General features: G+C 61.1%; 11 protein-coding genes and 1 pseudogene. 6 read left to right on the top strand and 6 right to left on the bottom strand.

Annotation, left to right across the window (positions count from 1 at the left end; all coding sequences use genetic code 11):
- Nucleotides 1-550: 550 nt before the first annotated feature.
- Entirely contained in the window at nt 551-1,054 is a 504-nt protein-coding gene (locus caldi_RS15020; protein WP_264842577.1) for a hypothetical protein, read from the bottom strand.
- A gap of 541 nt (nt 1,055-1,595) precedes the next feature.
- On the opposite strand from caldi_RS15020, the gene caldi_RS15015 reads away from it, so the two are divergent.
- Nucleotides 1,596-2,234 carry a hypothetical protein gene (locus caldi_RS15015; RefSeq protein WP_264842576.1) on the top strand — a complete coding sequence of 213 codons (639 nt, stop codon included), beginning with the start codon at nt 1,596-1,598 and terminating at the stop codon, nt 2,232-2,234.
- A 268-nt stretch (nt 2,235-2,502) separates the two neighbouring features.
- Here the strand turns inward: caldi_RS15015 and caldi_RS15010 are convergent, their stop codons facing one another.
- The 3 genes from caldi_RS15010 to caldi_RS15000 form a co-directional block, all read right to left on the bottom strand.
- On the bottom strand, nt 2,503-3,429 hold the full coding sequence (locus tag caldi_RS15010; RefSeq protein ID WP_264842575.1) for a DUF932 domain-containing protein: 927 nt from the start codon (nt 3,427-3,429) through the stop codon (nt 2,503-2,505).
- Nucleotides 3,430-4,084: 655 nt separating this feature from the next.
- The gene (locus caldi_RS15005; protein ID WP_264842574.1) at nt 4,085-4,294 is read right to left on the bottom strand and encodes a hypothetical protein; all 210 of its coding nucleotides are present in this window, start codon (nt 4,292-4,294) and stop codon (nt 4,085-4,087) included.
- Nucleotides 4,291-4,614 carry a hypothetical protein gene (locus caldi_RS15000; protein WP_264842573.1) on the bottom strand — a complete coding sequence of 108 codons (324 nt, stop codon included), beginning with the start codon at nt 4,612-4,614 and terminating at the stop codon, nt 4,291-4,293. Before caldi_RS15000 ends, caldi_RS15005 begins: the two co-directional genes overlap by 4 nt.
- 809 nt (nt 4,615-5,423) lie before the next feature.
- Here caldi_RS15000 and caldi_RS14995 point away from each other — a divergent pair.
- The 5 genes and pseudogenes from caldi_RS14995 to caldi_RS14975 all read left to right on the top strand — a co-directional run.
- A pseudogene (locus caldi_RS14995) lies at nt 5,424-5,576 on the top strand (DUF4236 domain-containing protein); the annotation flags it as partial.
- Between the two features lie 129 nt (nt 5,577-5,705).
- A complete protein-coding gene (locus caldi_RS14990) occupies nt 5,706-6,404 on the top strand; it encodes a tetratricopeptide repeat protein (RefSeq protein ID WP_264844845.1) in 699 nt (232 codons plus the stop codon).
- Between the two features lie 42 nt (nt 6,405-6,446).
- Nucleotides 6,447-7,628: a thermonuclease family protein gene (locus tag caldi_RS14985; RefSeq protein WP_264842572.1), complete on the top strand. Its 1,182-nt coding sequence runs from the start codon at nt 6,447-6,449 to the stop codon at nt 7,626-7,628.
- Nucleotides 7,629-7,920: 292 nt separating this feature from the next.
- Nucleotides 7,921-8,124 (top strand): peptidoglycan-binding domain-containing protein, encoded by a 204-nt coding sequence (locus caldi_RS14980; RefSeq protein ID WP_264842571.1) that lies wholly within the window; start codon nt 7,921-7,923, stop codon nt 8,122-8,124.
- Between the two features lie 251 nt (nt 8,125-8,375).
- Nucleotides 8,376-9,476 carry a hypothetical protein gene (locus caldi_RS14975; protein ID WP_264842570.1) on the top strand — a complete coding sequence of 367 codons (1,101 nt, stop codon included), beginning with the start codon at nt 8,376-8,378 and terminating at the stop codon, nt 9,474-9,476.
- Nucleotides 9,477-11,265: 1,789 nt separating this feature from the next.
- Here the strand turns inward: caldi_RS14975 and caldi_RS14970 are convergent.
- Complete coding sequence (locus caldi_RS14970; protein ID WP_264842569.1) at nt 11,266-11,829, bottom strand: hypothetical protein; 564 nt, start codon at nt 11,827-11,829, stop codon at nt 11,266-11,268.
- Nucleotides 11,830-11,841: 12 nt separating this feature from the next.
- Nucleotides 11,842-13,083 carry an N-acetylmuramoyl-L-alanine amidase gene (locus caldi_RS14965; RefSeq protein WP_264842568.1) on the bottom strand — a complete coding sequence of 414 codons (1,242 nt, stop codon included), beginning with the start codon at nt 13,081-13,083 and terminating at the stop codon, nt 11,842-11,844.
- Nucleotides 13,084-13,085 lie beyond the last annotated feature (2 nt).

Raw genomic sequence — 13,085 nt, 5'->3', positions numbered from 1 at the left:
AGCCACCAGGCTTCTTAGTAATTCACACCTTGGGTGCAGTTCTGCTTACAACTGGATTCGTGATGGCTATCCGCCTTTGGAAGAAACATGAGATCTTTCGGTGGTTTGGTCTTTTCTTTGGCTTGAGCCTTTCCGGGACTCTGGTGAGTTTGCGAGGCCTGTTCGCACAACAGAAAATGGCACGCCTACCTGTGCAATCTGGCTTTGTGCACGAGGCGGGAGCGTACTATTATGGTGTAGCTGCAACACTAGTGTTTCTGGGTATCGTAATGCTGGTACTCGGCATGGAATCCATGAGGCGAATGACCGGTACATCGCAAAAGCATTGACTTGAGTTCTGGGAACAGTAGTGGAACCAGCTCGGACCGTAACCCTGGGCAAGCTCAGTCGGCTCCGCTTTTCGCGTGGCGAGTGAAACGTAAGGCCCTCTGCAGGCGCAAAACAGGATGCCTAAACCTGCTCATGCATGTAGCATACCTCACCAGGCCTTGGCCGTCTCCCCGGGGGGGGTCACCGAGAACTCCCGCATTCGGTGCTACTCCCGTGGCCGTTATGTCGGGGCCCTCGCCTTCGCGTTTGCCTGGCGCACCTCATCGATCTTCCAGGCGCCCAGGCTGTTACAGCTCACGAGCAGGCGCCGCCCACCCGGCTTGGCAGGGCGGGCGATCACGTCCCCACGCCGGATGGCGTTGTGCAGGCCCATGAGGGTCACGCCCTTCCGGCGCGCGGCCTCAGGCGCCGGAATCCACTCGTCCTCCAGAGGGTCGCTCAGATCCTCGCCGGCAGGCTCGAGGTAACCCTGGGCGAGTCCGAGCCTGTCCTCAAGGTCGCGCAGAGCCTGGAACAGGGGGTGCCGATAGACCTCCCGCGTCACCCAGCCGCCAGCTCGGCCAACGAGCGGGTTCGCCATTCCGTGGACCATTTCGTTGCTGAAACTGGGAGCGGCCATGCCATTACGATAGGCCTGGTAAGCCCGCTCAAAGTGCTGCCGCTCTTCCTCTGTGAGGCAGCTGAGGTCGAGCACACGGCCGTCGCAGGTCCTGTACGTCAGCACGCGACTCACCCCCTCTTGCTGCCTTATGATATACTTGCCGCTTTGGGATTTTAAGAGCGGTGCCGCCGCCTCTCATTCCAGGGTTTCCGGAAGCCCGGCCATCTCGATGTAGATCGGTTCCTGCCCAAACCGCTCCTTGACACCAGCGCATCACTTCCAGTCAACTGGGCAGGTCGGTTATGGGCCGAGGGCCACTGTGTACTGCCGGCACACAGCCCAGTAGTCCCCTCACCTCAAGTCACGTCTCTAGTTCACCGCTCTCGCCAACCTCTTCTTCCGTTTCAAGCCGGTAACACCGGCGCCAGGAAGTGGGATCAGGTAGGATAGATGACTGATGTAAATACGCCAGCGCGGAAGGAAGATAGGTCACCAGCGCAAGCATCCTGTTTCAAGCGAGATGCATCCAACTCGCCACGTAACATGCCCAAGTATCAGGAGCCCCGCTGGGGCATTACCAGATTCACGGTCGCCGCGGCGGGCCGCGGTGCACTGATGCTAGCGCAATGCCCCACCATGAAACACGAGCGGGAGGTGTGTCCGAATGAGTTCAGAGGACCGTTGGCCAAGACAAGGTGATAGGTTATTTATATCCGAAGGTAACTGGTGGGAGAAGGCCACACTGCACTGGGTTCAAGGATGGCAGGCTCTGGAAGTATACGCGACAGGCTATCGAGAGGCTGCCGAACTTTTGTCCAGTCACGTATTGCAGACTCGCGGTGATCATGATCTTCTAGTTTACCCCATCGTGTTTCTCTGGCGCCACTATGTTGAACTTCGCTTAAAGGGTCTCCTCCGGACGGCAAAGCAACTTTCTGACGATGAGTCCGAGATGCATCTAACGCATGGACTAAAGGACTATTGGTACAAACTGCGTTTGCTAATTGAGCAACCGCGCTTTCCATCGATTGACAAAAGTGATCTAGACGCAGTAGAATCTGTCATCTATGAGTTGGATTCTGCAGACCCGTCTTCCTTTGCTTTTCGTTATCCATTTGACAGGAGAGGAGAGCCGAGCAAACCCAATACAGGAGTGTATGTGGACATCCGTAACTTTACAGATGTCATGGGCCGCGTTTCGAACTTTCTAGATGCGCTCAACGATTACCTATCGGAGTACCTCAACATAAAGTGGGAGCTGGAGCTGGACATGCACAATGACTATGAGGACTATGATATTTAATTAGACATCTCATCCTTTGTTCATGTGCGTTCGCGACCGTCGCTGGCCGATATCGCTATCGTTTCCACGCCATAAACGGGCCAGGAGAACAATGGTACCAGCTCTAGTGAGGATATCCCAACGGTCTGGTCATATACCAAAACGGCCGCGGGATTCAGGTTCTGGGTGAACCGCGGCAAGTAAGATATACGAAACGAAGAAGCCCCGCCCAATCAGAGGGCGGGGCTATCTCTTTCTGTGCCGTGGGCTCCTGTCACCATAGTAGTAATCAGGTAAGCAGGGCTAGCGCCTTGTCGATCAGAGGATCACCGTCGATGGTGCGTTCGAAACGGCGCTCCCGCCATGTCTCGGTCTTGCGGATCGGAGGGAAGTGCTGGGCGAAGTCCACCACCGCCTGGAGGGCGCCCCACTTCGTCTTGCGGAACGGCTCCAGGTCCACCGCCTGGAGCGCCTCATGCAGCGCCTGCCGGCGCTGGAAGACGTGCTCGACAGCGACGCCGTCCGGCTTCTTCGGGTTTTCGGGCATCGGGATTAGCTTCTCGACAAGCCCCTGCCAGTCGGAGTCCTCGAATGGCTGGGCCACCATGTGCCGCGCGAATTCGTCCAGCCGCTCCATGTACCGCCGGGCGAGGCCGAGCGTGCGGGCGGCCTCGTCGAGACGGTCATGGATCGAGAGGGTATGACGCACGGACCAGATCCGGTTGGCACCCTGAAGTGCCAGATTCAGCGTGTTCTGGCAGACCACCCTGACCGGAGTAAGGGCTGCCTTCACGGCGGCCGTTCCGTCGTGGTTGTTGGTGAACACCAGGTAGGGAACCACCTCGTCTCCGAGGATCTGGGTCGGATCGAGGCGGGCCAGCAGCCATACCCGCCGGCCGCCGTTCAGAGCGCCTGCCGTCTCGTACCGGACCCCCTCACCCAGCAGGGCGTCCGTAAAAGCGAAGGCCTCGCGGTTCTGCAGAACGCGGTAGCGCCGACCGACGATCCCGAGCACCCGGCCATCCGTGCTGCGGACGTTCGCCACGTACTCCTCCACCTCGTTGCCGTCCACGAACACGGGGCGCTGCTCCACCGCCCAGGCGAGACCCGCCAGGACGAGAGCCTGTTCGCTGTCCGGCGCCTCCTCCACCCGGGTGCCCAGCCCGTGCCAGGGCACCTCACGCACGTAGAACATGGTCTCAACCTCATGCGCCATCAGGATCTCCTCCTTCGCGTCGACGTTCCTCCCGTTATTCATCCTCGTGATCCGCCGTTCTGTTGGCACGCCTGCGTGCTTCGTTCGGCCCCTTTTTCCTGCCGCTCCGCCGGCTCCCCCGCTGGCTCCATCGCTCTTTAGCCCGCCTGTTCCCGGCCACCGCCGGGTGTTACTCGGGCCGCTCCGGGCCTCGTCTGGGATCGTCGCTCGACCCAGCCCTGGGTACTCGGGGCCCTCGCTATTCGGTTGTCATGGTCCGGCTTCGTTCTGAGCGCATGATAGCCGTTATCCGCTATGATGTCAATAGGGGGCCTCAAGAATCCCGGAGGGCATCGTGCCCCGGTCATCGCCGTTATCCGCTATAATCGGTCTGGAGGACGATGCACGTGACTGACCAGCCGGTACTGCACCGAATTCCCGAGGGCTACATTCCGTTGAGCGAGTACTGCCGGGCGCACGGCATCAGTCTCAAGTCAGGGACCCAGGCTGCCGCAGCCGGTAATGTGCCAGGCGCGGTCCGTGTGCACCTGCCCGGATACCCGAAACCGCGCTGGTGGATTCCCGCCGACTCGACGTGGCGGCCCAATCCTAGGGGCAAGCATTACGAGCGGCCGGAGTGAAAGGGCGAACCCCGGGGCGTCACCCCGGTGGATCGTTACGCTTCAGCCAGCTCTCTCGGTTTCAGGTACCCGTGTTCGGTTGCCCACCGGCGCACCTCGTCCCATACCCACGTCTTCGCCGGCCCGATCCGGCCACGGGCGGCCGGGAAGTGATACCTCGGTTCCGATGCCCACTGACGCACTCGCTCCCGGGAGACCCCGAGCCGGCGCGCGATCTCCGCACCCGACACGATCTCCTCGGTCATGCGATTGTCGCCGCCTCCTCCCGCTCTTCCACAACCCGGATCTCCGAATACACCGGCTGTCTCACCGTGCCTCCTGTGGCGGCCAGAAGAGCCGATGCAAATGCGTCCTGCGCCTGTCTCAACGCATCCATCGCGGACGCGGCCCCGTCCACGCACACCGTGGCGCTCACTGTTCCGTCCCGCATCCCCTGAGCCGTCACCGGCGCAGCGATCACTCCTGCTGCCTCGAGCCGCTCTAGCTCCTCAAGTAAACGCACCCCCAGGTCCGGGTCGGCCGCGAGAGAACCGACTTTTGCGGTCAGGGAGATGGTGTGGTACATACCGCTACCTCCTTGGCGGCCACTGAAAGCCGTACCGCCACATGTCCGCAATCGTGTTGGCGAGGGACCGCCGGTCCGACGGGGTGCCACATTCGGACTTGACTATTGTCAAGACGCCGCGAGGGTCGCCGCCTGAAACCGGGCTTGAAACCGCGCGCCGCGAACCCCGGCTCGGCCCCCACGTATTCCCAGGTAGGAGGTGGCTGCAATGGCACTTCGCCCCGGGTGGGGTCTAGCGGCGCGGATGTGGCGGATACCAAGGGCGGTACGACGGCGAAGGGTACGTCGTCACTGTACGCTCGCCATGTGGCAGGCGCGGTTTGCGTGCACCTGCCCGGATATTCGATACCGCGCTGGTGGGTTCCCACCGAATCCAACTCGAGGCAGATGAAAAGCGCTACCCTCAGGGTATCTCCCGGGGGGGAAGCCGCGACACAGCTCGGCAAGGACGCGGATAAGCTGTCGGTCGAGAGATACCACCGTCCTCTACCTGTCTCACCTCAGCGAGTATTCCGTGTGGAGTCAACAGTCAGGTACAATCAGAGGGGGACTCGCGTTGCCCCCGGATTCACCGTTCTAAAGCGGTCGGTTTAACTGTGTTGAGGCAGGCCTGCCGTGCGGCCAGCAGCAAGGGATATGGTAATGGGCGAGCCTGGCGATGATCTACCGAGGTTATCGGCCAGTTTTCTTCGCCAGGGTATCGGGGTGACGACCTCGTACCCATATGGAGCGAGGGAACCGCGTATCCACGATTTGCCAAGACCGTAGTACCGGAAGATTCACCTGAGTACTAATGGGAGCGGACCGTCATGGGCTTTCGATTTCGGAAGAGTCTTAGCCTCGGGAAAGGTGTACGGCTGAACCTGGGGAAGCGTTCCATCGGCATCTCCGGTGGTGTGAAGGGCTTCCGGCTTGGTGTCAGCACCCGGGGAATTACCAAGTCCGTTGGCATCCCCGGAACCGGCCTGTACTGGTCCCAAACGACCCGATGGTGGCGACCAGTAAAGAGCCACAGAACCGGGGCGACACCCACCAAGGCGCCGGCTAACGCCCCGAGTCAGCGGCCACAGGTCCAAGACCACTTCGTTCCCATGCCCGCACTCCTGGCCAGATGGCGCTGGCTATCCTGGGCGTTCTTCATCGGCCTCATCGCCGTTTGGTCCCCTCCCGTAGGCACAACTGTCGGGGTCGTCCTGCTCGCGATCACCATGGTGGTGTGGCGCCGTCCCGGCCGCTTGGCCTACGCCGCTTACCATGCCGCCCGTGGGGCCTGGAGCCTTGGAAAGTGGGAGGCATGCAAGCAGCATCTCGGGAAGGTTCTCGAACTTGGAATCGACGCCCCCGAGATTCGACTCGGCTTGGCCAGGTGCGAGGTCCGTCTCCAGAACTGGACGGACGCGGCGGCGGCCTACAAAGCGTACGCCGAGCGGGGTGGCGTCTTGGGAGCACAGGATCGCCTCCACGCGGCAACGGCTGCGGTGGAGGCTGGCGATGCGGAGTGGGCCCTGACCCTCCTGGCCGACCTACCAGCCGAGCCCGTCGTGGCCGCCGTCCGGGCGGAGGCCCTGCTGAAACTGGACCGCCCCACAGCCGCTATTGAGGTCTGCCGGGCAGCTATCGGCCGGAAGCTCAGGCTCGACCAGGAACTGGCTGTCGTGCATCACGTTCTGGCCCGCAGTTACGAACAGGCCGGCGAGCAAGAGAAAGCCCGACGAACCTGGGAGAAGCTTTATGCCTACGACCCGACGTTCCCTGATGCCGCGGAACGTCTTGGCTTGGATCCGACCTGATCCTCGTCAGGGCCGGAGCAACGGAGCGGGGGGAGACGTCACGTGGGTACGCTGGGTGCAGCCTTGGTTCTCCTGGGGCTGATCGGAGCCCTCACAGGCTTGGTCGGCTTGGCCGTAGGTGGCATCAAGGGGCTTCTCGCCGACCGAAAGGGCGCAGCGCGTTTTCTCGTCGGGTCCGTCGTAGTCCTGTCTGCCGGCGGTGCGCTCATCGACGGATCGTTGTGGCCAGCGATCGGCATCTGCCTGGCGTTGCTGGGCATCATCGGATTCATCGTCGGTCTTGTCGGCCTTGTGAAAGGTGAGGTGCCAGACCTGATCGCGGACCGCAAGAAGGCGGCGTGGGTCCTCGCGGGTTCCGTCCTGATGTTCTTCCTGGGGCCTTCGCTTTCCCCCGGGCCGTCAGTAACTGGCGTTCCAACACAGTCGCAAGTGCAGGCCGAGACGTCCGTGGACAAGCCTAGCGCGACTCAACTACCACCGACCCCTCCCGTCACGCAGGAGTCCAGCCCTCCCACTCATGACGCCTCACAGGTCCAATCACAGGTAGAGCCAGCTGAGCATGAGCCCGCGGTATCGCATACGCAGGCCAAGGTCGTCCGCGCGATCGACGGCGACACCATCGAGGTCGAGCACGTCTCGGGACCCAAACTGCCCTCCACCCGCGTCCGCCTCATCGGCGTGGATACGCCGGAGAGCACAACCCAGGTGGAGCCCTATGGCAAGGAGGCGGCTGCCTTCACGAAACGCGAGCTCGAGAGCAAGACGGTCTGGCTGGAGAAAGATGTCTCCGAGACCGACAAGTACGGCCGGGCCCTGCGGTACGTGTGGCTGCGAGAGCCTCCGGCCGAGCCGACACCGCAGGATCTCCGGAGCGGTATGTTCAACGCCATCCTGCTCGTCCGTGGGTTTGCCCAGCAGGCCACCTACCCGCCGGACGTGAAGTATGCCGACCTATTCCGCGAGTTCGCAGCTGAGGCCCGACAGGCCGGAATCGGGCTATGGGCTCCGCCGCCAAAACCAGCACCTCCGGAACCTGCTCCCGCAAGGCCGCAGGCGACCGCGCCGCCACGGGGAAACTGCGACCCGTCCTACCCCACGGTATGCATCCCGCCTCCGCCGCCCGACCTGGACTGCAAGGATGTGCCCTATCGGCGGTTTAGCGTGGTGGGAGCTGATCCGCATCGGTTTGACGGTGATCATGATGGAGTCGGGTGCGAAAGATAGGGGGAGAGTTTGCATGGTGAGTAGAAAGGCCGTGGTCGGTTCTGTCCTTCTGACCGCTTTCTCGATCTTCACCACCTTGCTCCTTGTACTCGCTCCACGAACCGCCGAAGCCCACAGGAGCGGCTGCCATCGATGGCACAGCTGCCCATCGGATACCGGGTCATACATATGCGGCGACCTGGGATACTTCACTTTCTGCCCCGGAGGCCAGTCACCGTCGCAGCAGATTTCCTCTTCGGCTCAGAGCGCAGCGGGTCGGCGGATTTTCCGACGCGGGAACGAAGGATTCGATGTGATCGCCCTGCAGATGTGCCTATTGAGCCATGGTTTTGATCCAGGATCACCGGACGGTGTTTTCGGACCAAAGACCGAGCGAGCAGTGATCGCTTTTCAGGAAGCAAACGAACTTAAGAAGGATGGCATCGCTGGGCCGCTCACAATCGGAAAACTCAAGGCTGGCACTAACGATCCTTTCTGCGCCGCCCTGAATGGCTGATGCTTCACGAGTGGCAGGGAGTTGCCTATCCCGGTGCGGCAGCCGAGTCGGACCGCGGGGGAGCCGTCCGCACGGACCACTGCCGCGGCTGCAGCAAGGTCGGAGGCGGCCCGCCCCGGGTGTGCTGCCGTGGTGGCGGTGATGGTGCTGGCGGCGTTGGGCGCCGTATGGAGAAGTGTGGCTAGCACTATCAGGTTGGGTCGAGTGTATAATCACGATATTAACAGGTGATCTTTTAGGAGGCGAATTGTATGCAGTTTTGGGTTCGTCCCTATAATCCAGACGCAGGCCTCTTAGAAGATGCCATGACAGAAGGCTTTCGACCCCATGGCGTCATGTTGGACGCCAATATCGCCGCAGCTTATCCAAACGTTCTCAAGCGAATCCAGAGCATAACCGAGCGATTGGAGTTAGCCATTGATCCCAATACGGCAAAGATCCGTACTCCGTACTTCCGCAACAAACCGACCTATAAGCGGTTGCCGTACTTCAGTGGTAACATCCCGGCTTTGCTGGACCTGATACATAACGCAGAGGATATAGTCCAGGTGTTTACAGACCTTCAGATAAACCTTGGCGCTTCTGTGCTGCTGTCTCCCTATTTCCTCCTCGAGGAGAGTCACTTCCCGTCATCCGCACAGCTTGATGTTCAGCGAGCTTGGTATGCTCATTTCTTCCGGATTACGAAAACAACTCCGGTCTATGCAAGCCTATGCATCACGGCACAAGCCATCGCAACTCCCGAGGGCTTCCATGGCGCCCTGGAATTGCTGCAACCCCATCACCCAGAACGCGTCTACCTGCTTCTAGCCGATTTCGAGCTGGGGCAGGACCTCACTCTCGACGAGACGGTCGTAAATTTCTTCCGGTCGCTACAGGAAATCGGAATTAGGGAGATCTTATTCGGTCGAGGGCCTGCTTGGGCGACCCTGCTATTCCCGTTCGGTCTGTCTGGCTACGTATCGGGCATCAACTATATGGCCAGTCTCCGGCGTGAATACTTCACCCGGGATGAGGAAATCTCGGGCATCCAGCACAACTATTACCTGCCCCGGCGGTTTGTACGAGCCGAGCCGCGAATGGTTGAGCAAATCTATGCGGAAGAACTCATGGGGCCATGCGATTGTCCTGTCTGCGCGCATGGAGTCCCATTCGACGTTAACGGAATCCGACGGCACTACCTCTTTGCACGTGGCCGAGAGGCAACCGAAGTTGCTGGAAGCAGTAACCCCAGGTTACTGCTCAGGGAGTGGGTGAAAGACACGGGCGATCTTCTTATGCAAGCCAACGCACTCAACATCGACATCATCGGACATCCGCCGGTAGATCGCTGGGCACGTCTTCTGGCTTAACGGGGAGCCACGAATTGCGCTTGGCCTCCCGATTCAGCCTCCGGAGGGCATGAAGGATCTCGGACCACAGGTACTCGCTAAGTTGGTGAAGCTCGATGGTGTACCTCCCGGACCCAAATTCCCTAGAGGGCAAGGCAATTCGGACGCCGGAATTGACCGCCAGGATGCCTACACCGGATCGAGCGAGGCCAGGTGGCGGATCGTTTGCCAGTTGGTCCGCCAGCCGTTGTGGCAAAGCGATGTATAGTTGCGAAGCGCTGCATGCGTAACGCATGGCTTGCCTTACAGCTCGCTTCCAATCCGAAAGTTTGGCTTCCACCACCTGCGCATCTCGGAACAGGAGATCCGGCCAGTACAGAAGGTCAACCCGGGACCTGTTTACGCTCAATACCTCCAACCGCTCCAATTCATTCAGCAGCGAGCGGACATATCCGGGAGTAAGACGTAGGAGCCCTGGCAAATCCGCGAGGCCGGCTCCGGGATACTGTCGGAGCGTGAGCAGAAGTCTCCACACAGGCGCTCGGTGTATTGGCTCCAGGAGGCCATACTGGAGTCGCAGCCTAGCTGCATCCCAGTTTACCTGGAACGATACGAAGTCTGCCCGGTATGACCGGACCGGCACCTGCATACAGACGAACCGGCCCTGGTCTCGCAGGTACTCGAATAGGACGGGGTACATGGCAGACTCGGTATCGTACCTGTCCGCCATGGCCCATCACCTCTGGTTTCAGTGTAGAGACCGCGCAATGACCAGTCAATAAGAGCTGCTTCTAGCATCTCCCAACACGCCACCATTACCCGGTCAGATCCAACCAGTTGTACATGCTGACAACCCAGCATGCACTGGAGGCATGATGATGGCCCGCTCCAAAGGCGAAGGCAGTGTTTACAAGCTCCCAGACGGCCGCTGGCGAGGGTACGTGACGGTCGGGTACCGGCCGGACTGCAAGCTGGCCTGGGAGCCGCGGGACACATGCCAGTCCAGGCGCCAAGCCCACTCCGTCAGCTCGGTGATGGACGCCCGGGCGCGCTGCAGAAGCGGTATGAGCACGACAGACCTCCTCCCCCTCGGTTGGAACATCTCACCCCTCATCGAGCGTCGATAGAGACTGATCAGATGCGACGGGGAGGCGAACCCTGTGGGCCAGTCGCTCAAGAGGGCCATGATCATCGGAGCCATGCTGGTGGGCAGCTTCGCTGCTGGTGTGGCAGTCGGTGCGGGCTTGTTGTCACCGTCGCAGCCGAATACCAAGTCCACGGCGCCTGACGGGGGTCCCTCTAGTTCCGAAAGCACCCCTTCGCCACCACCTGCAACCAGTGATGCAACTCCCAGTCCAGCCTCGACCACATCGAACGCCAGCCGCCGGTACAGTCCCCCGCCGTTAGTGCCACCTGGAGAGCCTGCACCCATGCCTGGAATTTGGGATCTGCAGGCCACGCTTACTGAACAGCAGACCGTCCGGCTTACCTGGGACTACGGACCTTGCACACCAGCCGGCGAATGTGAGCCCGGTTGGCAGATGCCCGCGCGGGTCGCGATCACCCGGGCGACATGCCCCGAGCGCCCCGCCTCATGCGCTGTGGCGGATATATCTTTCAAGTTGTTGACTGAACTTCTAGCTTCTGAGACAGCCTGGAACGACACAAGTGTAGAGTCCGGCAAGGAATATATCTACAGGTTGAATGTTTTCTCCAAAGAGGGTGTACCACACCCTGTTCCTGTGCTCACGCGGATTCGGGTCCCGTGAGACAAGAAAAGGCCCGGAACGTTCCGGGCCTCTTTCTTGCGTTACAGTCGTGTCTTTATGCTGGTCGTCGTTGGCGCGCTACCGGTTCGCAGCCCAGTGTCCACAAATCCGTAACTGGCAACGTTCCCGTAGCCATCCTCGAAGTGGTTCGACCAGTTGCCACCCGGAAGACGGTAGTACCTGATCAACCATGCGTACGTCTTCGTGGCCCCCATCGTATCAGTATCCGTGGCCACTTGACTGCCGACGGGCAGATTCAGCGCAAAATTACCGTTTGGCAACCAAACTTCCTCGGTGCGGTTCTGAATCTCGTAGACATAGAGTGTTTTGCCGCCGAGGGAGACCGTGGAAAGATAATACAGCAACACGGTTTCCGGCGCATAGTATGGCAACCCTTCGGAGACCACACCGTCACGGAACCCCGACTGGCTCAGAAAGTAGACCAGTTTAGCTGGATCGAGCCAGTTACCGCAGATATTCCCTTCGGAGACAAAGTTGAAGAACTCCTTCGCCCGTAGATAGCCTATTTGCGTGCCTGTGCAGTCACGAACCGTTGCGGAAGATACTCCAAACTTGTCGCACCGATTAACCGTGAAGAACCCCATGATGGACCCTCCTCAGACGCTTTCACGCGCGAGATCAACAATCTGCCGCAGTCGCTCCCGGCACAGCCTCGCCGCCTCCTCGGCCGCCATCCGCGCCACCTCTGACCGGGCCAGCGCCGCCTTCAGCTCCTCCACCTGCTCGCGCAGCCGGACCACCTCGTCCTCGGGCTCTGCCTGAGTCACCATGAGTGAGGCCAGGTAGTCACGGACGATGGACACGCCGTAATCCGGCGTGGGAGCCCATCGGTCCCGGCCGCCGAGGCCCTCCACCGTCCGGGTCACCCCGAAGCGGCTTGGCAAGTGCCGTTCATCCGGCGTGTCCTTTCGGGGATACCCGGGCGCCCCGGCGTAAAGCGCCAAGTGGTCGAGGTGTGCTGTAACCCCGGCCTCCCAGGACGGGAACTTCTGGTAGGCCGCCGGGTCGTCGTCTGCACCGCCCCGGAACGTTTTGAGCCCGGCTGGATTGTGCCAGCCGGGCTTCACGGTGCCTCCGAAGTGCCCGAACCCCGTCTCTTTGGCGGCCTGCGAGAAGGCGACTTCCGGTCTCACCCCCCCTCTCTCGGGCGCCAGCCGCCAGTACAGGTCGGCCAGGCCCACGAACTCCGCCGTGGCCCCGCGTTTGCGGGCCCACGTCCGGGCCTGCTCAGTGCTTACCTGGGCCGGCCCAAGGATCGGCGTCCCGGTACCGCCCGACTTCGGCTGCAAACCAAGCGCCCGGGCGATCCCCCGGGCGTGAGCAGCCGCAAGCTGATCCCGAAACTCACTCTGGCGCGGCAGGGCGGCATCTTGGGCGTTCGTGAGGAACAGGTTCTCGGTCAGGACAGCCGACATGACCGTCCTGCGGAGCACGTAGAAGTCGGCCTTCTTCTTCCCCCGGTCCTGCACCCCGTACGGGGCCAGGAACCCCATGATCTCGGCGTGCACCGCATCCCGGATCTGGGCCGTCCGGGACGTGTCGCTCAGGCTTGTGTGGATGTAATCCTCGTAGCCCTCCGCGGCCGGGTCATCGAAGGCGTTGCAGTGAACCGAGTGAAAGTAATCGGCGCCGGCCTCGTTTGCCAGCCGGCACCGGTCCGCCAGACTCACGTAAATGTCGGTTTCTCGCGTCATCATCACCTGCACGTCATACTGCGCCAGGAGGTGGTCCCGAATCCTGAGGGCCAGGTCCAGGACCACCTCCTTCTCCACCAGCCCGTTTCCCGAAGCTCCCGGGTCCAAACCCCCGTGGCCGGGGTCGATGCAGACGAGTGGCACAG

Origin of the sequence: Caldinitratiruptor microaerophilus, from assembly GCF_025999835.1 — a bacterium.
GTDB lineage: Bacteria > Bacillota > Sulfobacillia > Symbiobacteriales > ZC4RG38 > Caldinitratiruptor > Caldinitratiruptor microaerophilus.
This window is presented reverse-complemented; position numbering and strand designations above follow the sequence as displayed.

What these genes read in the sequence shown, in the direction of transcription:
- caldi_RS15015 (WP_264842576.1), top strand. Translation starts at nt 1,596, where the DNA reads ATGAGTTCAGAGGACCGTTGGCCAAGACAAGGTGATAGGTTATTTATA.
- caldi_RS14975 (WP_264842570.1), top strand. Translation starts at nt 8,376, where the DNA reads ATGCAGTTTTGGGTTCGTCCCTATAATCCAGACGCAGGCCTCTTAGAA.
- caldi_RS15010 (WP_264842575.1), bottom strand. Translation starts at nt 3,429, where the DNA reads ATGGCGCATGAGGTTGAGACCATGTTCTACGTGCGTGAGGTGCCCTGG.
- caldi_RS14990 (WP_264844845.1), top strand. Translation starts at nt 5,706, where the DNA reads ATGCCCGCACTCCTGGCCAGATGGCGCTGGCTATCCTGGGCGTTCTTC.
- caldi_RS14970 (WP_264842569.1), bottom strand. Translation starts at nt 11,829, where the DNA reads ATGGGGTTCTTCACGGTTAATCGGTGCGACAAGTTTGGAGTATCTTCC.
- caldi_RS15005 (WP_264842574.1), bottom strand. Translation starts at nt 4,294, where the DNA reads ATGACCGAGGAGATCGTGTCGGGTGCGGAGATCGCGCGCCGGCTCGGG.
- caldi_RS15000 (WP_264842573.1), bottom strand. Translation starts at nt 4,614, where the DNA reads ATGTACCACACCATCTCCCTGACCGCAAAAGTCGGTTCTCTCGCGGCC.